This is a genomic window from Novosphingobium sp. BL-A-41-Hi4A-0G, from assembly GCF_055521735.1.
In genome coordinates this window covers 119,068-143,166 of sequence record NZ_JBVFVU010000003.1, presented here as the reverse complement: position 1 = coordinate 143,166, position 24,099 = coordinate 119,068, and the positions used below count along the sequence as shown (strand labels likewise).

The following is a 24,099-nucleotide window of genomic DNA, read 5'->3' as shown; positions in this document are numbered from 1 at the left end:
TCTGGCGCGGGTATGGCCGAATACTTGAGACAAACGACCAGACCTAGCCAATCTTCGCCATGAGCCGTCCAGCAGCCCCGTGCTCCGCTGCAAGATTACGATTATAGGCAAGCGGCATTCTAGGCGATTTCCACCGCAGCGCGTCCATGATGCCGGCAAGATCCTCGCCACTCGCGAACAGGTCCTGATTGAGCCCCACGCGTGTGGAATGCGCGCTAACGCCTTTGAGCAGGCGCGCCAGATCATCCGTCGTCAAATCGGTGAGCGCGGCAGCATCGAATGCCCGCTGGATCATCGATCGGTAGATCGGCCCGACCGACGCGGGGTGGAGAGCCCCCTCCCCCACATCATACTCCACTCGCGCCGGCACAGCCCGTTTCGACAGCGTCTTGCGCAAATCCCACGCCTCCCGCCCGGAGATGCTGTCGATCCGCCGACCACGCACAGCCGCTCGCGCTTTATAGCGCCGCACGTTCACACGCCGAAACACCGGCCCCGCCTCGATCCCGGCCGCCTCCACCCAGGCCGCGATCGCCCGCACCGTCCGCGGACTGAGGTAGGCCGTGGCCCCCTCCCCTTCCTGGTCGCCCTTGCTGCGCGGGATGCTGAGCAAACGCGCGTCGGGATCGATCGCCTCGATAATGTGCTCGACCTCGATCGCAACCAGCTCCGAGGCACGTAGCCCGGTGTCATAGCCGGCAGAGAGCAGAGCGCGATCACGCAGGCCCGGCAGATCCTCCGCGCAGCTTTCGAGTAACGCCCGCACATTCAGCCCGCGCGGCTCGTCGCGCTCGACGTTGGCTACCTGTCCCTTGAACCGCAGCGGCCGCGCCTGGGTCTGCGCCGTGCCGAGCCGCCGACGGATCGCCTGCAGGCGCAGCTTCACCAGCGACGCCGGGGTCGGATCCTTCAGCTCGAGCAGCTGGTGGATCTTGGCGATCGACGCCTTGTAACGGCCGAGCGAGGCCGGCTTGCCCCCCTGCCCTGCCCGCGCGTCGAGATAGTCCGCCACCGTCTCGGGCGTTGCCGGCAGCGCGATGCGGCTGTGGCGTCGGCACCAGCGGTCGAACGCCTCGAGGTCGGATTTGAGCGCACGGATGCTGTGCGGTGACGAAGCGGCCTGATAGGCGGCGAGCAGGCCTTCGTTGACGACGATACGCGCGCCCGCGCGCATTTGTACAACTGCCCACGAGAGATCGTCGGCAGCCGCTGGTGGCGCTGGCGCCGTTTCCCCCGCAATCCGGGCGTTGTCGTCGAGGTGCGCTGCGTCATTCATCGGCGCTGGCTGTACCGCACCTTATAGAACGGCGTCAATTCCGCATATATGATAACTGCAATTATCACATGTCCATATTCTGAGAAAACGGGGCTCGACAAGCTTCGGTTCTACAAAACGGCATGCCCCTTCCTTCCGAGGCAGATTTTCATCGGATCGTTCAGTGTTGGGGCGGGTTCACCGCCAGAACCGGTCCTGTCTTTGGCCGTGCTGGTTGTCGTAATCCTCGCGCTGGTCGTAGGCGCTCTTGCGGATTCCCACCTCGACCCGCTGGCCACCGACGTTGCGGATGTGGAGATCGCGCAGATCGACCTTGTTGCGCTGCGCCCAGTCCTTCGCCTCGCGCTCGCTCCCGAAGGTCCCTGCGTCTTCGTAGTCAAATGCCATGCCTTCTCTCCTTCCTGATGATAATGTTGACCGCATCTTTCCGGGGCTTTGCCCGAGCCCTGCGCAGCGGGATGAAGGCATTGGCGCACTGATCCCCAGGAGGAACCGTCCGCTTCGCCACCAGCCTCGCAAAGGCGGCCGCGATCGTGCCCACCAAAACGGCGACAAGGATCATCAGACCTATCGCCACCAACTCGGCGGTCATTTTCTGGTTATCGAGGGCGGCTCGCAGATCAGCGCATCCCTGAACCCCTTGCGTATTGAGGTCGCAGACCACAAAGCTATCCCCGCCAGCGGCACGCGCGATCTCCGAGAGCCCTGCCTCGTTCACCAGATTGGTCAGGGTCAGCTGCTGCGTGAGGTGAATCTGGAAGGTGTCTGAAGGCGGCGTGTCCGCTGTGGCGTGGCCCATCTGTGTCACGATCTTCCTCCTATCGGCTGCGTTCGATGTTGCGTTCGGGAACGTCGAGCTGCGGCGTTTCCCGAAGGCTCGCCGGATCGATCCGCGAGGCAGATGCTTGCCTGTCCTCGGGTGCCCTCAAATGATCGGGAATTGTGGGCCGAAACTCGCCAGCCTCGCGCCCACCACGCTTCGCCTCGACCCGCTTCTCACCAAGGGTTTCGAGTGCGCTGGTCTTGTCGCCCGGATTTCGGGCAATCTGCGCCAGGAGCCGATTGCGGTCGTTGGTGACGATTGTGATGTCGTCACGCACCCGGGTCATCATGACGAGCGCCAGACGCTGGTTCGACAAGTGCCGGGCTGATGAGTGCATCTCACCGATCGCCATGTCGCGCGTGTCGCCCTGCGCCTGATGCATGTTGATCGCATAGGCCAGACCCATCCGCTCGAGCATGCGATCATTCTGCTTGAGTTCCACGGTCTCGCCTGCTTTGTTCTCGAGCGTGACGGTCCCGTCCCTGATCCCGAGGATCCTCGCCTCCTCGGACTTCATCAGCCCTCTGGCATCATCCTTTTCGGTCCAGCGGATCTTGTCGCCCTCGTAGATTGTCTCCTTGTGCTTTTCGGAGAGCCTCAAGGCATCGCGCTTGTCCGAAGGGTCGATCGCCGCCGGATCGAATTTGATCAGCTTGCCGCTTTCATCGCGCAGCATGATCCGGCCCTTCGCGTCGATACCTTCGACATCGTATCGGCCCCGAACAAGCCCTCCGGGTGCATTCTGGCGCGTCACTTCGAGCAGCTGGCCCTTGCTGTAGGTCGAGGCGTAGCGCAGCTCCTCGCGCGTCGCATGGGCCGGGAGGAGCGTGGTCAGCCTCAGCCCTTCCCCTTGGATCGCCCCTTCTGCCTTCAGGCCCTGCTGGACCATCCGGTTGAGTTCGCCGCGCGCCGCACGTCCTGATGAGTAAATCGCGGTCCGCTCGCGATCGTTCGGCGACAGCTCCAGCCACTTTTGGGCGGTGATCTTGAGGTGGTCTGCGCCTGCTTCCACGACGCGCTCGCCAAGCGAGGCAAAGCTTTCCTTGAACATGCCGGCGCGCACCAGGCCCGCCGCTTCTTTCATGTGCTCGGTGCGTTGCCGTAGACTGGTGTCGATGCGTGCCATTGCGGGGTTGTCGGACTGGATCAGCGAAAAGCTCTTGCCCGCCTCGATCGGCTGTAACTGGGCGCGGTCTCCAATCATGACCAGCTTTTCAACACCAAGGCGGTTGGCGATCGTGAGCAGGTCATTCATCGGCTTGTTCGCAACCAGCGACGCCTCGTCCAACACCAGCACTTTGCCGCGCAAGGCTTCGCGCGATGCCTCGAACTTCGGACCCGAGCCCGCAAGCGCGGGCCGCAGATGCTCATTCACAAAGGATGAGACGGTTCTTGCTGCGATTTCCTGCCTGACGATCTCCCCGTCTGGCCCGCGGATCTCCGTCCCGGTCCGAAGAACGCTGACCATCTTGTTGGCAAAGGCGAGGCCGATCACTTCCCTTCCCTCCTGATGCGCCACGCTCGCAATTGCCGAGATGATCGTCGTCTTTCCGGCACCTGCGACACCCTGGATCACGATCGTCCGGTCTTTGCTGGCGAGCGCCAGTGTTCCAGCGGCAATCTGCTCGGCGTTGAGGTCATGAGTGCCCGCGACTTGCCGCAAGCGCCCGGGGGCCTCGGCAGCTTCGATGATGGAGTGGCCTGCACCCTTTCCCGCGGCGACATTGGCCAGCGTTGCCCGTTCGATCTCGACATGTTCAGGTGTGGTGTATTTCTCGGGCCTGTCATCGAGCCTGTCTCTCTTGCCCTCCAGCATCCTCCCGTCGGCCACCAACACCCCGATCCGTGCTTCCACCCCGTCAGCGGTCACGCCTTCTACGCCAAGGTCGAGCGCGGTCTTGACCAGGTCGCCCCGGCTCCAGGAGGTTTCGCGTTCGCCGATGATCCTGATCGCAGAAGCGGTTGCCATCTCAGTGCGCAGCTGCGTGGGCGTCAGGGTGATCCGTTGAAGGCCATTGGTTGTCAGTGTGTCCGCTGGCCGAGTGTAGAGCTTCACGCTGTCGCGGAGCCCGCTCAGAACCTCCTGCACCCGCTGAGGCGATCCCAAAGGGCTTTCGCGCCCCTCGGAGCCGCGCTCCCGCGCCTGTTCGACCAGCGCCTTGGCATCGAACCCCAGCCCGGCAGCGCGCTTGGCCCATTCTTGCCGGAGCGCCAGCTTGTCATCCGGATTCAGCTTGGGATCGCGGGTGCGCTTGGTGATTTCACGCAAGGCTTCTGTGTCGTTTGCGCTCTTCCCGAGTTTCTCGGCCGTCGCCAGAATGGTCAGGCGACGCTGGCTGAAGGCTTCGATCACATCGCGCGCCACGCCCTTGATCTCGAACTGGCCGTGCTTGCCCGTGATCTGGGTTTCGTAGCCAAGCTTCTCGAGGTTCGTCCGCAGCGCGGCGTTGTAGATGGAGCCAAGGACTGTGTTGTTCTTCCAGATCTCTCCGTTCCACAGTGCCTTCCAGTTGCCATCCTTGTCCTGGGTGATCGCGGCGATGACGGCATGGGTATGGTTCTGCGGGTCCAGCGCCCGGCTCGTGTCGTGCTGGAACAGGGCATAGAGGAGCTTGCCTGTGACCACGCCCTCGCCGTTGGCATTGCGTGATCGATCGCGGGCCTGCGCATAGTGCTTCTCGAGATAGGCCATGGTCGCCTTGACCGCGGCCAGCTGTGCATCAAGGATCCGCTTGTCGCCGCCCAACTGCGCCAGCAGGCTGGCTGACTTCGGCATGGAGAATGTGAGGTCTATCCCCGAACGGCGGTTTGCATTGCCATTTACGACCGTGTCATCGGGCAGTTTGCCATCAAGGACTTTTTCGAAGTCATCCTTGGCAACGGGACCAGCAAGCCCGAGTGCTTCGGCGCCCTTCCCGCCCCATTCGCTGAGCTCAGCAGGGCCATCGCCGACATAGTAGTCGTCCTTGGCGAAGTAGTTTGCCGCGCCGCCGGCTGACGCGACTGATGCGACCGACAGCATCTCAGGCTACCCTTGCCTGTTCGCGCCGGAGCATCGGCCCGGCACATTGCGCGCAGAATAGGGGGCACACATGGCAGGTCTGTCCTGCCGCGCTCATCGCCCAAGCTCCTGATCATCGTCAATGGAAGGGTCCTGACGACTCTGCCTTTCGTTTCCGATGCCGCGCATGTTCTCTTTGGAAAGCTCGCTCTCCTGGGCGTCTGCTCTGCTATTCTGCGCTCGCCCCTTTGGCCCTTCGATCTTAGACTGCGCGCCGCGCTCTTCGCTGTCGCGGATGGCCAGGTTCTGCCGCTCGCGCTGGTCCTTCTTGCCAGGGCGGTTATAGCCATACAGCTCCCCTTGCGCTGGCCTTCGCTCGAACTCTGCCCGCTCCTCTTCATCCTCGATCTTGCGCGCCATCTCCTCCTCGGTCAGTTCGCGCTCAGGGTTCAATGGCCCTTCGATCGCCTCCATCAGCTGCTGCGCCGCCCGCTCAGCCTCACTCAGCGCGACCTCTTCCCGATCCTTCCGCTCCTTAGGCGCGATGTCAGGTTGTGCGCCTTCCCTATCCCCACCCCCCAATTCCGCGCCATCCCCGGACGGTGGTGTGTATTCGGCGGCGCGCATGTCGGTGACACGCTCGAAGCCCTTTGCGCGGGGTTCGTAATCTTTCCACATCAGCCTGATCCGGGCAGCGGGGAAACCGTCCGGGAATTTCACGAACCCGTGCATGCTGGGCAGGTCGCTGATGTCGACCGGCATGACGAGTTCTTCGACGTTGGTACGGGGCGTGATCGTCGAGGCGTCGCGGTTGTCATTATAGCCGTAGGAATAGGCTTCATCCATGATCCGGACCTGACGGTTGCCGATGAACTCGGAGCATCGCCGCGACGTCTCGGGATCGGCCGTCTTGAGGATCAGTTTGGTGCCCGCCAGCGAGGCCAGATTGGTAGCCCCGTTCTCACCATAGGTTTCTTCAAGCTTGTCGAAGGAATGCATGCCAAGCACGAAGGCACCGCCAAACGCGCGCGCGGTTTGCAAGCCATGATCGATCGCCGGGAGGCGATGCAGCGCATGAACCTCGTCGATGAGAAACCACGTGCGCAGATCGCGGCTCCTTCCCATGTGGAACAGCGCATTGACGGCAAGGTCCATCCAAAGGGTCAAAAGCGGACGATTGAGGACGAGGTCCGGGTGAGTGGAGGTAATGAAAAGGATCGATCCTTCCTTGACCTCGGTCTGAACCGCCCCGGCTTTCCCGGAGGCTCCTATCTGTGAGAAGGAGCCACGATGAGCGCTACAAGGAACAAGTTCTCGCCTGAGTTTCGCGACCGTGCGGTGCGGATGGTGGAGGAGCACCGGGGAGATTACCCGTCGGAGTGGGCGGCGATGACGTCGATCGCCGGGAAGGTTGGCTGCACGACCGAGACACTGCGCCGCTGGTGCCGTGAGGAGGCGAGCCGACGAGCAGGGCCAGCGGCGCAGGCTGTCAGTGATCGTGATCGGGTCAAGGCCCTGGAGCGCGAGGTCAAGGAACTGCGCCGGGCCAACGAGATCCTTCGCAAAGCCTCGGCATATTTTGCGCAGGCGGAGCTCGACCGCCACGGCAAATGGTGATGTCGTTCATCGACGCTCACCGGAAGGAATTGGGTATCGAGCCGATCTGCCGGGAACTGGCAATCGCCCCTTCCTCCTACCACGAATATGCCGCCCGCCTTGCCGATCCCGGCAGGCGCCCCGCCCGTGTCCGGCGCGATGACGAGATGCGCGAGGCGATCAAGCGCGTCCACGAGAACAGCTTTGGCCTCTATGGTGCCCGCAAGGTCTGGCACCAGATGCGCCGCGAGGGGATCAAGGTGGCCAAGTGCACCGTCGAGCGGCTGATGCGCACCATGGGCCTGGCAGGCGTGCGCCGGGGCAAGACGACGGTGACGACCATCAGCAACCCCAAGGCACCGTGCCCGCTGGACAAGGTCAACCGCGAGTTCCGCGTCAGCCGGCCCAATGCGCTGTGGGTGGTCGACTTCACCTACGTCCATACCTGGGCCGGGTTCGTCTATGTCGCGTTCGTGATCGATGCCTTCGCCCGCCGGATTGTGGGCTGGAAGGTCAGCACCAGCGCCACGGCGGGCTTCGTACTGGATGCCCTGGAGCAGGCGATCCATGCCCGCAGGCCAAGTCCAGATGATGGCTTGATCCACCACAGCGACAGGGGCGTTCAATACCTGGCGATGAACTACACGCAGCGTCTGGCCGAAGCCAACCTCGTGCCGTCTGTGGGCAGCGTCGGCGACAGCTATGACAACGCCTTGGCCGAGACCATCAACGGTCTCTATAAGGCCGAGGTCATCTGGCGGCAGCGCTCATGGCCGAGCGCATCGGCCGTGGAAATGGCAACGCTGCGCTGGGTGGACTGGTTCAACAATCACCGCCTGTTCGGACCCATCGGGCACATCCCACCCGCCGAAGCCGAAGCCAACTACTATGCGGCCAACGAGACCCTCGATATGGTCGCATGACTCAATTGAAAATGCCTCCGGGAAAGCCGGGGCGGTTCAGTCGTCATCCAGTTCTTGATCGAGAAGCCGGTTTCGCCCGGAGGCGGTTCTGGCAGGAAGCGGAAAACATTCGCATTGGCGATGAAGGTCGTACGGATCGACTCTGCCATTTTGGCAGCGGCGGGTGACATCATCGGCCCTGCAATCGTGCCTTCAAGTTGAGCATGGATCGTCTTCAGATCCGACTGCATCAGGAAGTAGGAAAGCGCGCCATTTGAGCTCACGCCCATCTTGATCATCTTGACGCACATTTCGACGAACAGGGTGCGCGCCGATTTCTGCCAGAAGTCATCCTCCGCGCTGTGACCGCTCGGAACCAGCGCGGTCGCGGCGCTCATGAATTCGGCGTAATTGTCGCAGTCATTGAAGATCGACCATGGCACGCAGCGGCGGTCCATCGGATTGAGGATGATGTCCGTTTCGGCATCATAAAAGCTTTCGACGAAAGTGCCGGTCAGATCGAAAATGACGCAGCGATGCCCGCGCTCGCGCGCCTGCGTTACGATCTTCTTCAGCTCGGTTGTCTTGCCGGCCCCGGTCGTCCCGATGAACATCGCATGGCTTTGCTCAAGGCGCCAGGGAACCGGCACACCTGCCAGACGGTAAGGCGCATGCAGACCCGCCCGGACACGATCTTTCAAAGGCTCTGCGAGGATCTGATCGGGGTCCACTGCTGGCTTGCGCTTGCGGCACTCGCTGACATGCTCTTTCCAGTTATGGCTGGTGATGGCTTGGGCCAGTTCGCTGTGTGTCACAAGCACGGCACCGCGCTCATGGCGCTCGGTCAGAATGTCTGTGCCGCGCCGTTTCGAAAAGTCGACGAACCAGACGGTCAAAGGTACGCAGATAAAGGCTGCACCAAGACCCGCAGAAATGCTGACCTGCACAGCCTTGGCCCACGCCCTTTCCACGGCAGGATGATAGGGCACCATGGACATGGTACCTTGCACCATCTGACCCGATGGAAGCGTCAGGTTCACAGGCTTGTTGGGATTGAGCTGCACCCATCCCCAGGCCTCGGCGTAGAGCTTCATCAGCACGAGCTGAACCTCGTGGTTCTTGAAGGTCAAACTGACGAGGACGCACAGCAGTAGAACGGCGGTTCCGACCCAGACGTAGAGGGGCATTCTGATGCCCGCCCAGGTCATCAGGATTTCATGGTGGAACAGCTGCGATCCGCGAGTAAAGTTGCCTGCGTTCCGCTTCACTTTTCCGCGCGCGGAAGCGTGGGTGAGAGTGGCAGCTTTTTTGCTGAACCGGATGTCTTCAGCCATGATGCTCTCGCACGTTGGAGAGCGCCTGAGCGATCAGGTGTTCGGCATCAGCCGGATATTGCTCCTGAACGATGAGCGAAAGCGCGAGCTGGGTATGCTCGAGGATTGTGACAGCCCGCTCGGCATTGAGCGATAGTCCCGCCTTCAGAAGGGGAATGCCCACTTCAAGAGCAATGCGGATGGCTTCTGACCGCGAGACACCGCGGCTTGTCGCAAGTTGATCGACGATGTCGATCATCCTCGGGCTGAGCGTTACACCGACGCTCTGGAACTGTTTCTTTTCCACTACCACACCTTTTCAGGCGTGGTTCGTCTATCGCAGGTTCGAGTATATAGCGCTGCATCGCGCTTGCCAAGAGTCTCGGCGATGCAGCCCGGTGCAGCGCTATGGCATTGGTTTTTCAATGCTTTATTGAAAACCTGAGCATCCTGCAGGCGACTGCACCGCCCGAATTCTGAGCAAGAGTTCAGCTAACCAATTGTGAAATATGCCGAACTTCGCTGCATCAGCCTACCGCGCAGCGGTGTACGGTGTGCAAAAATCAGGAACTTGTGCCCTGTGCTAGGTCCATTGCCGTAGGGGGATCACTGGCCCAGGTGGTTCTCCAGTGGGATTGCGCGAGCGAGCCTGAATCGCGAACTCACCGCATGCGTTATTTCCGCCTACAGCGGGAGCTGTGGGACGACAATGGCTCTTGGTTTGGCCATGGCGTTGGCTCAAGCAGGCCGTGCTCTGCGACGAAGCGGAGCGAGAGCAGCAAGCAAAAAAATGCCTCGAACAGACCCTGCGATTGGTGCATCTTCGCATGGTCTTTCAAGGCTGGGAGGAATGCGCAATGGTGTCGAAACTTGAACGCGAACGGTCCGCGCTGGCAGCAGCGGAAAAGGAGCTGGAAGAGCGCAGGCAGAAGCTTGCAGAGCTTGAGCGTGAGGAAGCAGAGCGAGAGCTTAATCGCCTGATCAAGAAGGTCGGTCAGGATACGGCGATTGTCCTTCTGGAGCTGGCCGTCAAAGTGAAGCCAAAGGTGGCGATTTCTGCCCTCGAGAAGCTTGGCGGGTGACGTCTGGTTTTTGTCGAGTTGGGCGGCGATGACCACCGCCCTGTCTCGTCAGAATTCATCGGCCATCTTGCCGGTTGCGGTGTAGACGATCTGGTCGATCAGATGCATCGGCAGCTCGCCATAGTCTCCTTCCTCGATGAGGATGTATCCGTCCCGGGTCTCGACGACATGGACGTCGAAGAAGGTGTGGTATGAGCGCCGCTCAGCTTCCAGCGTTTTTTCATCAAGGGCGATGATGTTGGGGTTGATCTGACGAAGCACTGAAACGTCGTCTTCGTAGCTTTCCGTTGTGTAGCACATGACCTTGCCTCCTGGCGCTTGGCGGCTCGTCCGCCATGCCATGAAACAGCGCCCCGTCAGTGTGCTGGTCACCGGAGCGAAGCGGAGGCTTGACCGCTAATTTTTCGATGGTGCGGAAGCCGGCGCAGCACGGCTTCTCGGTCGGGAAATTAGTGGTTGACCAGTATGCTGGCGGGGTGCTCATGGCGATGGTGGTGGACGTGCCTGCGGCGGGATGCATGCGTTCCCAGCGACTTCGCGAAAGCTATGTCCTGGAGCGTGGTTGTTCGGCATTGGCGTGACCCAGGCGGCATGAAAAAAGGGCGCCGCGGCAACGTGCCGGGCACCCTTTTCCACCTCGATCCTGCAGGAGGCTGGTTGCAGATCGAGCGTTAAACATGGCGACGAGTTCAGCCGGTTCGTGACTGCTCGTGAACTGCTGTCCGGATAGTCATAAGGTCCATTCGAGCAGTGGATGTTGCTCTCCACAATCGGTGGCGGCGATGAACGCGAGGCTTTCGAAGAGCGGAGTGATTCCTGCCTTGACGAAAGCCGCGTAAGTCCGGTGATCCTCGAGCGCTGTCCCAAGCTTCTGCAGGGACAATTGGCCAGATTCATTTGCATGGCGGCCAAGAGAGGTGAGCACCTTAGCCGCAAGGTCGTTGCTCATTGTGATGTCACCTACCAGAGCGATGTGTTCACTAACGCGCATCGTGATCGGCGCATCGCATTGCGGGTGCTCAATCCGCAGCATTCGCCCAAGAAACTGCGCTTCCTCGACGATCGCGATCATCTCCGGACGATGGTCGAAGCATGATGCGAACTCGGCGATGGCAAGCGCGTTGGCATTGATCTCGAAGTTCAGGGGCGCGGCCAGGAATTCGCCTGGATCTGCATCGATTGTACTGTTGGCGGTGTGTAGTCTGCGCATCAGCGCGGCGAGCTCTGGCGGGCGTATCTGAGCCGGTTTCGAATGGAGCCTTGTCTCGATATCCTTGACGCGGAATGTGACGAGCATCTTTGCCTCCTGTCGCTGCTCGTCCCCTCCATCCCCCTTTCCTTTCTCACTCCCCGAGCTTGTGGATGAATGTCGGCAGATGGTTCTGGTTCACCCCAAGGATGGCCGGTCGACCCATTGTCGGGGTGTAGCAGTTGGCGCGGCAGCGATGCCCGCAAGATGCAAAGCATCGAGCATGGGCAAGGCGCGCGGAGCCAAGGTACAAGCGCAGCTGATAAACTCAGGGATCGCGTTGCTCGCGGCAGCGGGCGAAGGGGGTTCGATGCCCCCAGAGCCCGCCCTTTACGCAAAAGAAGAGCGGAAGGCCCCGGCATAAGCCGGAGCCTTCCGAAAAGCGCTCACCCAAGGTTGCGCGACCGTACCTGCGCCTGATCACTGATGCGGCGGATGTGCAGCGGCACGCCTGCCTGACGGAGGCGCTGTGCAAGGTTCGACTGGATGCCCGATCCTTCCCCAATGATCGCTTCAACCGGGTTCAGTTTGACGATGCTCTCGTTCCGCAGGAACGGAGCGCGGTTGCCGTGGCGCTGGTCGGGAACGAACAGGATTGTGTTGACCCCGTTCTGCTGCGCCCATGCACCCGCCATGGCGTCGACGCCCTTGCGCATGCCGGTCGTGCCCAGGACCATGTTCGGGATCCGGGACTTGATGTCGTCGAGGATAGCCCAGATCATCGCGAAATCGTGCCAATCCTTCTGACCACCTGACACGATCACCAGCGGGCCATCGGGCTGGAATTGCGCTCTGCGATCCTTGGCGCGTGCTGCGAGAAAATCGCGTGCCTGCACCTGGCTTGCGGTCACCCCGTTCTTGCTGACCTGCGACCCCCGTGCGGCCGTGAAGGGGCGACCGGTTTCGACCCGGTAGACGTCTGCTGCATGATCGCGCATCGCCTCGAGCGCTTCTCGGCATCCTTGCAGTGTCTGGCAGAGCTGCTGTGTTTCCTCGAGCTCGACAGCGTAGATTTCCGAAGGGTCGAAGTGGCGTGCCATTTCGCCGAGCTTCTTTGCAGCATCGTCCTCGCGTCCTTCAGCCAGGCGTGCGGTCATGTGAAAGGAGTTGACCATGCCCCAGGCGAGTTGCTGCGCAAATTCCTCCATGCGCGTGTCCTTGAGGACATCGAAGATCGTTCCGATTGCCATCTCCACGGCGCGGCGCGCCATGTCGGGGTCCGGCATCTCTGCAGCGATTGGAGCCTCGATGATGTTAAGCTTGGCCAGATCGCTATGTTCAAGAAACGCCCCGGCGTAGGATTCCGTGATCCCTTCACGTGCATCGGCGAGATTGATCCGTGCCTGAGCCAGATCTGCGAACGAGTTGAAAACAGTCATAACAGCCTCCGATTTTTGAAATTGTCCCCACATTGGGAACAGCCAAAAACCCATCGGGCCGGACGAACCGTGTCAGGGACGGCGAGCTCGTCTCGCCGCCGCCATGGCGGGCGTGGGGGAACCGATTTTCAGCGTGGTGGCTGGCGCGCAGCGACACAGCCTCCCCGCTGAAAATTGGGGGGACCGCGATCCTTGACTAAGGGGCGGCCGCCGATAGGTTTCGGCAGGTGTTCCTGTGTGTGTGGAAGAGACGTTCCCGCCCCCGAGCAGGTGTGACGAAGGCAGGGCTGGTCAGGCGCTTCAGCGCCACGCCGGGCCGCCCCTTCGGCCCTGCGAAGGGGTTACAGCGGGAACACTCCCAGTCATTTAGGCGGTTCGGCGCGGCTCGTCGGCAGAGGGAGGGCAGCCACGGACAACGCGGCAATTCAACCTGTTGCTGCAGCTGAGCTATGCGCTATGTTTTAATGATGGCAGTGTGGCAGTTCGTCATCGATCTCATTCCTGCATCTGCGGCGCGCGTCGCAGGGGTTGCCGCAGTGCGGATGAGCCGCGCGCAACTCGATGAGACCGTTCTCGGTTTTTCGGCGGCTGATGAGGAGGTGGTGTTCTCGAAACTCGGCAGGCTCCTTCCAGAGAAACCGTCTTGGTCTGACGGCATGCGGATTTGGGGCGACGAGAAAGCGGACGACATTCAGGTCAGCATCGACGGGCAGGCCATGGAGGCGATCCAGTTCCGCCTCAATGTAGCGGACCTGTCTTTGCCATTGGTCGGCGGGATCTGCGACTTCGCGCGCCATTTTGATAGCGTCCTCGCGACGCCAGAGGGCGCAATCATTCAGCCAAGCCGTGAGGCTGTCATGAGAACAATCATGCAATCACAAGCAGCGCAGTACGTGCGAGACCCCCAGCGCTTTCTCGATGAAGCCATCCGTCTGGATCGGGAGGGCCGATAAGGCCATCTGGCATCCTCGGCCCTTCGTTCGCCGCAGATTAAGTCAGCGCTTGAACCTGACTGGCAGCTTCCGATCACTTTTCCGCCGAAACTGGAAAGTCGCAAACCGACGCCTTTCTTGTCTTAATCAGTGTTTGAATTGCTAGCGTTTTGAGACGACTGCTGCATCGCCTGAGTGATCCAACCTATGTATTCGTTCACATCGTGTGTGATGCGATCCTTGCCCCATGCGCCGGTAAAGGTCACATCACTCCTAACGGACGAAGCAGCAGACAATTCGTTGCGAAGGTGGTCGCCATAAGCTGACAAGTTTTTGAGGTCACTGCCAATAAGTTGCCCTTGTGCCTTAACCACGGCATTGACATCGAGGGCCGTGATCGAAACGGGACCGGTCATTTGCGAATAGGATTTGCTGCGGGCCGCCCGTGCATGTGCTAAATTATCTTTTACCTTGCTAGGGTCGCCGCCTACAATCGTCCCTTCTCCTCGATAAAAAGTCTCGAGATTTTGGGCAGTTTTCAGATCAGAACGCTCCATAGCTTCCAATTCTGAGGTTGCCTCCTCCAGAGTTATCGGTTTGACGCCTTCCTGTCTGTTGTGGGCACTGACATGACGGGCCAAGTAAGTAGCGCGATCGACATAGGGGGCTGATCCGCCCGCTGATCCGATTGACGTCATAACTTAGCTCCCGGAAAAAAGGCTTCCAAAAGATAACGACCGACGGAGCAGATAATTAAGGATGCTCTCACACATGCCGCGAGCCATCAGCGCTCGAAGATAGTGGGTTCACGGCAAGTTCTCATAGGTTCAGTTGGTCTATACAGTCGGCAAGCCACCCAATGACCATCGTGCCGAGCTGTTGTGAGAGGACCTGATATCCGCCGTTGGTTCATTAGCCGGGAAGGGCAGCTTCCCACCCAACCCCGGTCATCCGGCGCGATCAACCTGTTTCCCTAAACCGGACATAAGAATATACTCTGCGGTACCGAGAGCAGCCCAAGGCCTAGGCAAAGGCCGCGCCAGCGATCGTCACCCGAACGGGCCGAGACCCGGCAGGGACTCGGTGACGCCGGTCGCAGACGCAGCACACCGGCAAGGCTTGTGTGCTGCCGGCAGCCCGGCGGAATAGAGCGCGATGCCGGCCATAGGCCGGCAGGCGCCAACCTCCCCTTCGGCATCCCTTGACTATAAAGTTCTTTATATGTTCTCGATGGCGTATGGGAACCAAACGCCTCGATTCTGTCGCCGATCTTGTTCGTCATGGCCTCAATGCGCAGATCGAGTGCGGCCGCTGCAGGCGTGTAGTCATCATGCCGGCGGCCCGGCTGCGCGATCAGTGCTTCACCAGGTCGATCCCCCTCAAACTGGACATGGTAGCCCGGCACTTGCGCTGCAGCTGTGGTCATCGTGGTGCCAGGATAAATCCCACCGGCAACTAACCGGCCTGCGCGCCGCACTCGGATGCGCACCATCAATAACGCGGCGAAGGGCGGCACCGAAGCGCCGCCCTCCTGATGATCACAGGAACTCGACGTTCTCGGCGATGATCTCGCAGCCGTAGCGGTCATTGCCTTCGGCGTCCTGCCAGCGCGAGTAGTGGATGCGGCCCGTCACGGCGAGCTGGTCGCCCTTGGCCTTGTGCTGGCGCAGCGGAAGCCCGAGGCCGTTGAAGACGGTGATTTTGTGGAATTCGGCGTCCTTGACCGGGTAGCCCGTCTCGGGGTCCTTCTGGACCTTCCCATCGCGGATGACGGGACGTTCGGTCACGAGGATGAGTTCGGTGATGCGGGTGTCGCTGCGATCACGGGCAACTGGATCCTTGGCGAGACGGCCGACGAGGTTGACGATGTTCATTGCAAGAGCCTCCTTGGTGCCGACGGCTCGTCCGCCGGTGCCCTTATCGAGCCTCGGCGGGAGAGCTGGGACACCGCGCGCCTTCGCGCGCGGGAAACCTCGGAAATCGAGGTGGTGCGGGCAGCCCGGCTTGCCGGGCAACACGGCTCGCATTTCTGCAGGTTGGCCCTAAGCTCGACCAGAGAGGCAGGGGCACTGGGCGGCGGACGTGCGGGTGGCACAGGGGCTGATTGCGTGCCTGAATATCAACCTCGCCGCGTCTCGGCTTGCTGTTATCAAGGATGATCGCAGGATTGATTGTCTGTTTTCGCCGATTTCGGTGAGCGAATAGTCCCTTTGCGGCAGTCGTCCGGAACACCTGACCTTGGCCATCTGGGATGCCGATCCGCAGGGTTGGCGCCACTGGCCCGGCGTTCACGCACAATCGGACAAGGATCCAAGGGGGCTGCCTGTTTGCACGTTGCGCCAATCAATCCCGGTCGACGGGAGCTGCTCTCCAGGCTGCTATGGCATCGATGATCTTTGCCGTGAACCGCGGTGGGAGTCGTCCGGCAATGTACCCGGGCTGCTTCATCAGGGGTCTGATGTCGAACCCGGGCCAGGTGAACCGGTTGAATTCCGAAATGACGATGGCGCTACCGGGAGCGAGCCCGGCTGTGCGCGCAATCTCATCGGGGATCACGATAGCGTTCTTGCGCCCCTCGCCCTTGGTCGTGATCGCGGCGACAAGATAGCGTGACCCCTCGACACCCACGACGACGACAAAGCGTTCCTTGACGCCCTCATCGCGGCCTTGGCGCTGCTCTTCCTCGAAGAGGTAGACGTATCGGAGGATATGGCCTGCGGCGGGGCGGTCAGTCTTCCCAGCGGTCATTGGCGAGTTCGCTGTCCGAGGGCCGTGCATTGGCGAAAGCTTGGCGGTCGGCGTCGGTCATGTCGGACGAAGCGACAGCTTCGATATTCATGTGATCTGTGATCATACCGCGCGCCGCCTGTTCAAGATGGCGGAAATATTCGCTATCTGCGATCACATGCCGCTCGCGGCCATGGCTGGTGAGGACGACCGGCTGCTTGGTCGCAAGGTCGAGGAACTCGCCAGTGTTGTTGTGAAACCGGGTCAGGGGAATCCTGGGGTGCTCATTTGCCGCCGCTGGCATGGTGGTATCTCCTCTTGGTCTCAAAATAGCAATTATTGCCAAAATAGCAAGATTTCTGTGACGGCGATTGCCGCACTAGCCGTCCACCTCTATCGTCGGCAGCTCCGGCAACACTGGGACAAGGCCCGCATCAATCGCAAAGCCCAGAGTCCTTGCGAGGCGGCAGGCTCGAGCGATTGACCCATCTGGAGCATCGAGCGCCTTTTCAATGTGCCCAAGGGTTTCGCCAGCGCCGGGCTCACAGACCGCGTGAAGCTTGCCCGGTTCTGCCGTGATAGCAAAGGGCCAGGTCATCGCGACACCGACAACCCCTTCATCGAGAATGAGCAGAGTATCGCCAGCAGCGATAGTCTCGTCGGTCTGCACGGCGTCGTAGGCATTGCCCGTCGAAGCGAACGCATGGATCCGCCAGGCGCTGAAGGCGAAGCGCTCGCTATCCGTCAGCATGGCAGGCCCCCTTCAGAAAAGGCGCGCTGCGCCGCTTCCGGAAAGGCTGCGGTGAGGTTCCGGTGGAGCGGCCCGGAGGACGCCGGAAAGAAGGCGCCGGTGCTGCTCGGCCGTGTTATCCGCAGCGCGCTTGCGACGGCATCCACGACGAAACCCGCAAGCTGATCGCTCGCCGTTAGTTTGCCGAATTCAGGCGGTGCAAACCCGGCCTGATGCCAGAAGGCGATGCCGGTCTCGAGGGTCTCGAGATAACTGGCATGGCTGCCATCGTCCTGCTCATTGTCGATGCTCGCCTCGACTGTCCGGTAGGTCCCGAAATCATGAGCATTAGCCTTGATCCGCAGGCTGATCCCGGCGGGCGGAGGCCCAGCCACCGCGATCAGCGCAGCCCTATAGAGCGTGGCTTCCGCGGTATTCACGAGGTCGAAGTTCGGGGTGTGGCCGATCTGCGCGCAGTCTTCGTTCCACGGAGCCCCGCCAAGATCGAGAGTCCAGTTTGTCTGTGCCATTCAAGCCTCCTTTTGCTTGAACGGCACCTCCCCCTTCCCTCTCGCAGGCCGTCTTCACCCGGCAGATCTGTGGAGCCCGACTGCAGGCTGCAAAAGAAAAGGCCCGCCCGCGACACATGCGCGGACGGGCCTTCCTCGTGTGACCGGCGCGGGTCGCGGCACCGGTCACGTAGGCTGATGACAATCAGGCATCAACGCTTTCGCGCGCCTTGGTCCTGGCTGCAGGCTTGGGCGCGGTGCTCTCGCCCAGACCGTCGCCGCTGCTCGCGCCGGTGTCAACGCCGCGGTCGCTGGCCGGTTCGTCACCGGTCGCGGTGAGCGGCGGCAGGGCGCCTTCGCTCTCGCTGCCGAAGCCGTCGAGCGAGGCCTTGGGCTTCGAACGCCGCCAGGCGACGTTGAAGCTGCCGTCGTTCTGCTGGAACATGGCGACCGGGATCGGCGCCGAGAGGCTGGGATCGTCAATCTGGCCCGACAGGAAGCACTCGCCGGTCTCGTTCGACGAGTATTCCCAGAGCGCGCCGATCTTGACCCAGCTGCGGCGATCCGCCGAGAGCGCCATGAGGTCGAACTTGGGTGCTCGCTCGTTGGTGGATTCGAAGGCCCGCAGAGCGACCGTCGCGCTGAAGGTGAGGGTGGTGATGCGGCCGATGTGAACGCCTTCTGCGTTGGCCTTGAGGGTGCCGATGTTCATGTCAAATTCTCCTGATGCTGTCCGAACCCCTTGTCCGGAACACCTTCTCCCATCCCCCTCTCCTCCGGGCCCATGGCCCGGCCCGTGCGCCAGCCACCGCAGGCGCGCGTAATTCTATCCAGCCCAGAGGGCTGAGGAGTCTCGATGCGAGGTTTGGAGCTGAACCGGCCCTGCTTCGAGCCATGCGCGGTCTGCACCGACCTAAGCTTCGGGCTCGGACCTGTCCTTGATCTGGCTGAGGCGCGCCATGAAGGCCTTGGCTTCGAGCTGATTGGGTCCATCGCGCGTGGCGAGGCATGCCATCCTGTCGATCTCGAGCTGTGCGGCAAGACTTGCTTCGATATGGCAATAGGGTTCGAGCACGCGGATTGCGTCAACCGCGCGGGGCAGCTCGCCGAAGGCGGTTCCGACCCATACGAGTTCGATCTCCTCTCCGTCTTCGTCAGGGGCGCTTAGAACCTGTGCGAAATAGGTCTGAATCGGGCGATCCCAGCCAACATAGGCACTTGCCGCCGCGATCCCGTTATGAAGCGGTACTTTGTCTCTGCTCATGCGCCGTTTACCTCCGCATCGGGCTTGGGCGGCTGCCCGGTCACGCAGCGAAATGCCTGCCCTTCACAATGATCAGTAGTCCGCTGGCCGCATCAGCGTGATGACGCGCCGTGTCATCGCTGGATTGGCCGGATCCTCTGACCCGAACGCCAGTTCGGTGTCGTAATAATCGACTTTCATCAGCACCTTGATGCCATCGACATCCAGGCTTGCAAAGTCTCGCTCGGGCGAATCTGGTGCGAAGGTGCAATGGCGCAGAGCGGCCATCAACCGTGCCTGGGCCATCATGCTGTCTGCCACGGTGTCGCCGCCGAATTCTGCAAGCAGCCCGGAGGTCATGACAATGCGGGCCGTTCGGTCACGGCCCTGGCGCGCGGCATCATTGAGCAGCGCAATGCGCTCGGTGCGTTGCCGCGCGCAAGTGAGGTCAGATGTGTCATGAATTGGAGGTCTCCTCCTGATCCAAGAGACGACGAGCGGGCAACCGGACGGCCTCGCGAGCCTCAGCCCGCAGGCTGACAAGCGGAAAGCTGAACATCGATCGCGGTCCCGGGGGCGACGGTAATGGCAACCTGCCGATCCTTGGGAATGACCCATAGGATGCCGGCGAGCGTGTCGCGGATACGCGCCGCTATGGCCTCGTCTTCGCCGAGCAGCACCCGGGCTGCGAGCTCGCGTGCATTGCGCAAGAAGTGCTCGTGCTGGGTGTCCCAGGAGTCAGCCTCGCTGTCGTCGCTCGCGCAGAAACAGACATTCTCGATCAGATCGACCAGCGTTTCGGGGGTCAGCGCCGGACCCGGCACAAAAGCGATACGGATCTGGTCGACACCGCTGTACCAGCCATCCTCGCCCATGACGAAGGCGACGTCTGCCGGGATCCGTTCCTCGCGCTGCGTTTCGCTGGCGCGGTGAAAGACACAGAACCTCAGTTCGATCGTCTCGGCTCGAACATGGTCATCGAGCGGCGGGAAGCTGCCGTTCTCGGCGATGACGTGGCCCTGCTCCCCGGCTGAAACATAGAAGCGCACGTTGCCGAGCTGATGCAGCGCGTCATACCAGCCATAGCCAGCGTATGCGGGATGGTTCTCGACGAGGTGCGGGCGCAAAGGGTGCTCGCGCAGCGCGCGCTCCAGTCCCTGTGCAATATCGGGCTCAAGATCCGCGACAAGGATCGTGTCCGCACCTGCCGCGACCTCCTCATACTCGACATTGACGTTGTCGCTCTCCGCGATGGCCGCATGCCAGCGGGGCAGGCAGGGGTCGGCCTCCGGCAGGGCAACCCCCAGATCGCGGGCTTCCTTCCAGTTCTCGAAGGAAAGCCGGTGCTGGCCTCTGTGCGCCAGCGCGGCATAGATCGTTCGCTTGCACGCTGCCTGCAGCGCCGCAAATGCGGCGTTCTCGACGAATTCCTTGCGCGCCGGGAGCACAAGGGCAAGACCCGGGGTGGCCCCGATATCGAGCCGGGCATGGTAGGTCTTGCCGCCAAGGCTCTCCGAGACGCTGGCAAGCTTGCGGGTGAGCACCATGCCATGGAAGTTCGTCGTGGGGTCCTGGTGGTATTCGCGCCCCTCGAACACGCCGATCTGGCTGCCGTTCCACTCGGCGATGTAGATCGCCTTTGCGAGAAAGTCCTCGCGCGGCACTTGCGCGCCATTGAAGAACACCGGCAGCGGGTAGAACTTCGCGACCTCGCGCAGAATCCGCTCGGTCGTCTGCTCGCTCAACCCGGGCATCAGGAAGGTGATGGTCGTCCCAACCGGGCGAGCAAGGGGCACCACGGCAATGTCCTTCGCGCCGGTCCAGCCATCCGCTGGGACATGGACCGACCATCCGGTGTCGGCATCGGCATGACGCGTGCTGATCCGGGTATCCTTGCCCGCGAGGCTGAAGACACCCATGCCTGCGGGGTCTTCGGCCTCATGGATGTGCTGGCTCCAGCCCGAATCCCCCAGCGCAATCATGGTCTGGGGATCGGCGACCCCGGACCCATCATCGACAAGGGTCAGGCGCGCTCCGTCCTGATCCGCGCAGCAGGCGATATCGATCCGGGAAGCGCCAGCACGGCGACTGTTCTGGAGGAGCTCGCCGAGGATATCGCCGATGGTGCCGTTAAAGAGGCGTGTGACTTTGGTGATCGTCTTCGGGCTGACGCTGGGTCGGATGACTGTCGGGTTCATGGCAAAGGGTCCTTCATCGCACTGGTTCGCCCTTCCCCTCCCCCTTCCCTCCAGATCGGCGGCTTGACGCCTGGTCGGAGCCGGACGGCTTGGGCCTGCTCTTCAGCCCACGCGCTTAGGCCGCAGGGCCTCGGGCATCGGAATGATCTCGTGCGCCCTATCCCGCAGCGCTGTGACCTCGCCGCGCGCAGCGTAGAGGTCCTTCGCGACCAGCGCGCAGACCTCAGCCTCGCCATAGGTTGGCCGGCCAAGGTGATCGACGCGCTCGACTTGCCGGGCAATCACGCCGACTTTGCCATCCGGCACCCATTCGGCCCAATCGCCCCAGGCGCTGGTGACGCAAAACTCGCCGATCGCGGCGATGTAGGCCTTACGCGTCCGCAGGATCGTGGAGGCATTCTCCTCGACGGCCTCGCCGGTAAAGGCGCTGAAGCGGTCCGGATGCCAACATTTGGCGGTATCGCGGGCAAGCTGCAGGAAGCCTGCGGAGCAGAAGCCCTGCCCATCAAGCTCGCTGGAAAAGGCAAGGATCGGGAGCGCCCAGTCGCAGTCTTCCTCGTAGGAGCCGCCCTCGATCAGTAGCGCCGGCGGCATGGCGGCCTGTCTCTGATCGGACAGAATGATGCCGCCGTGGCTGGCGGTCATCACCGACCAAATCCCGGGGCCAAGCTGATCGGTCTGTTGGACCGCACCCCAGATCGATGTCGATGGGCGCGGCGACGGAGCAAAGCATGTCATGTGCGAACTCTCCTTCTTCAGGTTCGCTCACATCCTCCCCCTCCCCTTCACTCGAGAATGCGGCGGGCTTCGCTGATAATTGCCTCAGGCGTCACGCTGCTGACGGCCATGGATACGACAAGCCCGGCCTGACCGAGACGCTCGCGCTCGATGCTGCGCAGTTCAAGATAGTCAGCATCATCCGACTGCAGGATCTGGAGCGCGAACTTGCACTCCACCCCGCTATGCTCATCGAGCAGCGCCTCCAGGAAATCCGGCCTCGCTGAGCCCGCAGCCAGCGTTATGTCAAAGAGGACCTTCTTGACCGCCATCCTGACACCGAGGCGGCGCAATTCATACTGGGCCTGTTGGAGCGCGCGCAGCACGTCGCGATCGTGTTCACGCTCGGCGGGCACGAACTGGTTCCCGCTGAAGACAGGCTGGGCATAGGCGCGCAGCGCCAGGTATCCTTCGCGCCGACTATGCTCGCCGACGACGGCCAGCACGAGAAAGGGTGGCTCGACCTCGGCCCGGATGATCCCAGTGTGCTGGATGCGATTGCGTATTTCGACAGTTCCGAGCCCCGTCACCACCTCGCTCGATGTGACCTCGCTCGCTTCGAGAAGCAGAAAGGCTTGCGGTGCAAACTCGGGCGGCCAGGTCTCGGCCGCAGCCCGCAATCGGGCATGGACCCGCCGTTTCTCGTAATCGATCGCGTTGGTGTAGAGATGATCCGACAGCCGGATGCCCGGCGCGATTTCGAGGCCCTCAGCCGCGCGTTTGAGGTGGCGCATTTCTTCGCTGATCGAGCCTGCGCGCCTGCCACTGGGCGGTAATTCGCGCAGGATATTCGAGCCTGCGCGTTCGATCAGCAGCCAGAGCAGCTTGCCAAGGCGCGGGATGGCGACACCGCGTGAGCGATCGTCAGGCTCTATGTCCTCTGGCCTCTGCGCAAGCTTCTCCGGTGCCTTCTGGTGTGCGCTGAACAGGCCTTTCGGAATGCCGATGGCATAGAGCGAGTCCTTCACGGTCTCGCGGATGCGCGGTGGCGCCTGCGGCAGATGAAACGGGCAACCTGAATCGTGGCCAGGCCGTGAAGTAAGGCGCCGGAGGTAATAGGTCTCCTGAAAACTGAGATATGCCGCGCTCATCAGCGGCGGCGGACGCTCTGCCCCAAGGCAATCGCAGGCGATCCACTTGTGGTTCTCTCGCGCGGTGGAGACCAGTGAGACGCAAGCGCGGTGGTCGGCCTCCCTGCCCCGGCCTGTATACCAGCGCACCAGCGCAGCCTTCAGCTCGTCGCTGATGGCGACCCTGCCGGTCCTTCCTGTGGTGTCCTTACCTACCAGCCACATGCATGATGACGCCTTGACCCTGTCCTTTGTTCACGATATGTTCATAATCAGCAGGAGCCCATGAATAATGAACAAGGTCTTTGATATCGGCAAGTTCGACCTCGATGTCACGCTGCGCGACGCGGCACTTGATCCGAATTGCCGTCCAACCAAGCGCATGCTCGCCAATGCCTCAATCGGAGTGGAGCCGTTCGATGCCTATTACTCGGCGCGCGAGCTCTATGAGACCTTGCAAGGCGTGTTTCAGGGCCTGCCCAATGCCAAGGCTCGGCTGACGCAAATCCTGTCCTGCCATTGCGATGACTATCAGCGCTGCCTCTACTATGCGCTAGCAGGGCGCGGAGTCGTCCAGATGCTCGACGATCTCGAATGGCTTTTCGGGCTCCTCGGGCCGCGCTGCCAGATGTCGGGGCACATTCTGCGATCGGGGCAGCACCCTGCGCCGATGGTCAACCCTTACGTCTCGTCAGAGCCTGATGGCCCGGTTCCTGCCCGCAATGCCGACTTTACCGAAGGCCCATCGTGGTATCTCGATCCCGGTCTTGGAGGGATGATCGAGGAATAAGCGGCCATCAGTTATTGCGAAGGCCAAGCCGGTCGTCGTCATCAACAAGCGCGATGCGCCCGTCCCAGTCCCACAGGACCAGATTGAGCGCGTCCGCAGGGGCACCGCGGGCGTAGCTCGGGACAACGATGCCGGCATAGCCTTGCGCGATCGCGGCCTCCGCCAGATCCTGCGTCGGAACCGGCTTGCCTGAGAGCATCCGATCGCGCCACGCCGGGTCGGCGAGTTCAGCCGGTGCGATACCGAAAGGCCGCAATGCAGCCACATCGCGGCCATCGACCAACGGTCCGATGTCGGCCTGATAGGCGACGAGCGTGGTGGGCTGGAGGGTGCCAACCTGATTGGCCTCGCGCAGCGCGGTCTCAGGGGCGAGGGAAGTATAGAGCGCGATGCGCCCGATGCGATTGAACCGTCCGCCAAACCGGGCCGCCCCCTCCCCTGAGAGGGGTTCGCGGGACCAAACCGGATTGTGGGCGCGGTAGAGCAGCCCGGTAAAGTGCAT

At 61.8% G+C, this 24,099-nt stretch carries 26 protein-coding genes, 1 pseudogene and 1 other annotated feature; of the genes and pseudogenes, 4 read left to right on the top strand and 23 right to left on the bottom strand.

Annotation, left to right across the window (positions count from 1 at the left end):
* Positions 1 to 43: 43 nt before the first annotated feature.
* The 5 genes and pseudogenes from ACZ1JX_RS20525 to ACZ1JX_RS20505 all read right to left on the bottom strand — a co-directional run.
* Positions 44 to 1,174 carry a tyrosine-type recombinase/integrase gene (locus ACZ1JX_RS20525; RefSeq protein WP_373438220.1) on the bottom strand — a complete coding sequence of 377 codons (1,131 nt, stop codon included), beginning with the start codon at positions 1,172 to 1,174 and terminating at the stop codon, positions 44 to 46.
* A gap of 279 nt (positions 1,175 to 1,453) precedes the next feature.
* The gene (locus ACZ1JX_RS20520) at positions 1,454 to 1,663 is read right to left on the bottom strand and encodes a hypothetical protein (RefSeq protein WP_465126909.1); all 210 of its coding nucleotides are present in this window, start codon (positions 1,661 to 1,663) and stop codon (positions 1,454 to 1,456) included.
* A complete protein-coding gene (locus ACZ1JX_RS20515) occupies positions 1,653 to 2,084 on the bottom strand; it encodes a hypothetical protein (protein WP_465126908.1) in 432 nt (143 codons plus the stop codon). The genes ACZ1JX_RS20520 and ACZ1JX_RS20515 overlap by 11 nt, the downstream gene beginning before the upstream one ends.
* 10 nt (positions 2,085 to 2,094) lie before the next feature.
* Positions 2,095 to 5,121 carry a MobF family relaxase gene (mobF, locus tag ACZ1JX_RS20510; RefSeq protein ID WP_465126907.1) on the bottom strand — a complete coding sequence of 1,009 codons (3,027 nt, stop codon included), beginning with the start codon at positions 5,119 to 5,121 and terminating at the stop codon, positions 2,095 to 2,097.
* 620 nt (positions 5,122 to 5,741) lie between these two features.
* Positions 5,742 to 6,336 (bottom strand): annotated as a pseudogene (locus ACZ1JX_RS20505) (type IV secretion system DNA-binding domain-containing protein); the annotation flags it as partial.
* Between the two features lie 54 nt (positions 6,337 to 6,390).
* Here ACZ1JX_RS20505 and ACZ1JX_RS20500 point away from each other — a divergent pair.
* A protein-coding gene (locus tag ACZ1JX_RS20500) for an IS3 family transposase (protein WP_465123188.1) occupies positions 6,391 to 7,619 on the top strand; the annotation gives its coding sequence in 2 pieces (ribosomal slippage) (positions 6,391 to 6,679 and positions 6,679 to 7,619; 1,230 coding nt in all).
* Positions 6,672 to 6,786: a sequence feature (AL1L pseudoknot), on the top strand. (Overlaps the previous gene by 115 nt.)
* On the opposite strand, the gene ACZ1JX_RS20495 is transcribed toward ACZ1JX_RS20500, so the two are convergent.
* Together ACZ1JX_RS20495 and ACZ1JX_RS20490 are read right to left on the bottom strand one after the other, a co-directional pair.
* Entirely contained in the window at positions 7,583 to 8,932 is a 1,350-nt protein-coding gene (locus ACZ1JX_RS20495) for a type IV secretion system DNA-binding domain-containing protein (RefSeq protein ID WP_465126906.1), read from the bottom strand. The two genes, ACZ1JX_RS20500 and ACZ1JX_RS20495, sit on opposite strands and share 37 nt — an antisense overlap.
* A complete protein-coding gene (locus ACZ1JX_RS20490) occupies positions 8,925 to 9,170 on the bottom strand; it encodes a ribbon-helix-helix domain-containing protein (RefSeq protein WP_465126905.1) in 246 nt (81 codons plus the stop codon). The genes ACZ1JX_RS20495 and ACZ1JX_RS20490 overlap by 8 nt, the downstream gene beginning before the upstream one ends.
* 490 nt (positions 9,171 to 9,660) lie before the next feature.
* On the opposite strand from ACZ1JX_RS20490, the gene ACZ1JX_RS20485 reads away from it, so the two are divergent.
* A complete protein-coding gene (locus ACZ1JX_RS20485; RefSeq protein WP_465126904.1) occupies positions 9,661 to 9,993 on the top strand; it encodes a hypothetical protein in 333 nt (110 codons plus the stop codon).
* A gap of 48 nt (positions 9,994 to 10,041) precedes the next feature.
* On the opposite strand, the gene ACZ1JX_RS20480 is transcribed toward ACZ1JX_RS20485, so the two are convergent.
* From ACZ1JX_RS20480 to ACZ1JX_RS20470, 3 genes are all read right to left on the bottom strand, one after another.
* Complete coding sequence (locus ACZ1JX_RS20480) at positions 10,042 to 10,293, bottom strand: hypothetical protein (RefSeq protein ID WP_231732291.1); 252 nt, start codon at positions 10,291 to 10,293, stop codon at positions 10,042 to 10,044.
* Between the two features lie 430 nt (positions 10,294 to 10,723).
* Complete coding sequence (locus ACZ1JX_RS20475; protein ID WP_465126903.1) at positions 10,724 to 11,290, bottom strand: hypothetical protein; 567 nt, start codon at positions 11,288 to 11,290, stop codon at positions 10,724 to 10,726.
* A gap of 338 nt (positions 11,291 to 11,628) precedes the next feature.
* Entirely contained in the window at positions 11,629 to 12,621 is a 993-nt protein-coding gene (locus tag ACZ1JX_RS20470) for a DUF2493 domain-containing protein (protein WP_465126902.1), read from the bottom strand.
* A 473-nt stretch (positions 12,622 to 13,094) separates the two neighbouring features.
* On the opposite strand from ACZ1JX_RS20470, the gene ACZ1JX_RS20465 reads away from it, so the two are divergent.
* The gene (locus ACZ1JX_RS20465; RefSeq protein ID WP_465126901.1) at positions 13,095 to 13,574 is read left to right on the top strand and encodes a hypothetical protein; all 480 of its coding nucleotides are present in this window, start codon (positions 13,095 to 13,097) and stop codon (positions 13,572 to 13,574) included.
* A gap of 122 nt (positions 13,575 to 13,696) precedes the next feature.
* Here ACZ1JX_RS20465 and ACZ1JX_RS20460 read toward each other — a convergent pair whose 3' ends face one another.
* The 12 genes from ACZ1JX_RS20460 to ACZ1JX_RS20405 form a co-directional block, all read right to left on the bottom strand.
* Positions 13,697 to 14,251: a hypothetical protein gene (locus tag ACZ1JX_RS20460; RefSeq protein ID WP_465126900.1), complete on the bottom strand. Its 555-nt coding sequence runs from the start codon at positions 14,249 to 14,251 to the stop codon at positions 13,697 to 13,699.
* Between the two features lie 840 nt (positions 14,252 to 15,091).
* Complete coding sequence (locus ACZ1JX_RS20455) at positions 15,092 to 15,580, bottom strand: single-stranded DNA-binding protein (RefSeq protein WP_465126899.1); 489 nt, start codon at positions 15,578 to 15,580, stop codon at positions 15,092 to 15,094.
* Positions 15,581 to 15,896: 316 nt separating this feature from the next.
* Entirely contained in the window at positions 15,897 to 16,301 is a 405-nt protein-coding gene (locus tag ACZ1JX_RS20450) for a hypothetical protein (protein ID WP_465126898.1), read from the bottom strand.
* Entirely contained in the window at positions 16,282 to 16,584 is a 303-nt protein-coding gene (locus ACZ1JX_RS20445) for a type II toxin-antitoxin system Phd/YefM family antitoxin (RefSeq protein ID WP_231471948.1), read from the bottom strand. Before ACZ1JX_RS20445 ends, ACZ1JX_RS20450 begins: the two co-directional genes overlap by 20 nt.
* Positions 16,585 to 16,659: 75 nt before the next feature.
* Positions 16,660 to 17,031 carry a hypothetical protein gene (locus ACZ1JX_RS20440; RefSeq protein WP_231471949.1) on the bottom strand — a complete coding sequence of 124 codons (372 nt, stop codon included), beginning with the start codon at positions 17,029 to 17,031 and terminating at the stop codon, positions 16,660 to 16,662.
* Entirely contained in the window at positions 17,025 to 17,540 is a 516-nt protein-coding gene (locus ACZ1JX_RS20435; RefSeq protein ID WP_465126897.1) for a hypothetical protein, read from the bottom strand. The genes ACZ1JX_RS20440 and ACZ1JX_RS20435 overlap by 7 nt, the downstream gene beginning before the upstream one ends.
* 184 nt (positions 17,541 to 17,724) lie before the next feature.
* Positions 17,725 to 18,231: a DUF736 domain-containing protein gene (locus ACZ1JX_RS20430; RefSeq protein WP_465126896.1), complete on the bottom strand. Its 507-nt coding sequence runs from the start codon at positions 18,229 to 18,231 to the stop codon at positions 17,725 to 17,727.
* Between the two features lie 201 nt (positions 18,232 to 18,432).
* On the bottom strand, positions 18,433 to 18,783 hold the full coding sequence (locus ACZ1JX_RS20425; RefSeq protein ID WP_465126895.1) for a hypothetical protein: 351 nt from the start codon (positions 18,781 to 18,783) through the stop codon (positions 18,433 to 18,435).
* A 72-nt stretch (positions 18,784 to 18,855) separates the two neighbouring features.
* Positions 18,856 to 19,122 carry a DUF3768 domain-containing protein gene (locus tag ACZ1JX_RS20420; RefSeq protein WP_465126894.1) on the bottom strand — a complete coding sequence of 89 codons (267 nt, stop codon included), beginning with the start codon at positions 19,120 to 19,122 and terminating at the stop codon, positions 18,856 to 18,858.
* Positions 19,123 to 19,286: 164 nt separating this feature from the next.
* The gene (locus tag ACZ1JX_RS20415; RefSeq protein WP_465126893.1) at positions 19,287 to 20,960 is read right to left on the bottom strand and encodes an ATP-binding protein; all 1,674 of its coding nucleotides are present in this window, start codon (positions 20,958 to 20,960) and stop codon (positions 19,287 to 19,289) included.
* A 102-nt stretch (positions 20,961 to 21,062) separates the two neighbouring features.
* Entirely contained in the window at positions 21,063 to 21,698 is a 636-nt protein-coding gene (locus ACZ1JX_RS20410; RefSeq protein ID WP_465126892.1) for a DUF7007 domain-containing protein, read from the bottom strand.
* Between the two features lie 47 nt (positions 21,699 to 21,745).
* On the bottom strand, positions 21,746 to 23,032 hold the full coding sequence (locus ACZ1JX_RS20405; protein ID WP_465126891.1) for a hypothetical protein: 1,287 nt from the start codon (positions 23,030 to 23,032) through the stop codon (positions 21,746 to 21,748).
* A gap of 67 nt (positions 23,033 to 23,099) precedes the next feature.
* On the opposite strand from ACZ1JX_RS20405, the gene ACZ1JX_RS20400 reads away from it, so the two are divergent.
* On the top strand, positions 23,100 to 23,597 hold the full coding sequence (locus ACZ1JX_RS20400; protein ID WP_066276735.1) for a hypothetical protein: 498 nt from the start codon (positions 23,100 to 23,102) through the stop codon (positions 23,595 to 23,597).
* Positions 23,598 to 23,604: 7 nt separating this feature from the next.
* Here the strand turns inward: ACZ1JX_RS20400 and ACZ1JX_RS20395 are convergent, their stop codons facing one another.
* Positions 23,605 to 24,099 carry an RES family NAD+ phosphorylase gene (locus tag ACZ1JX_RS20395; RefSeq protein ID WP_465126890.1) on the bottom strand — a complete coding sequence of 165 codons (495 nt, stop codon included), beginning with the start codon at positions 24,097 to 24,099 and terminating at the stop codon, positions 23,605 to 23,607.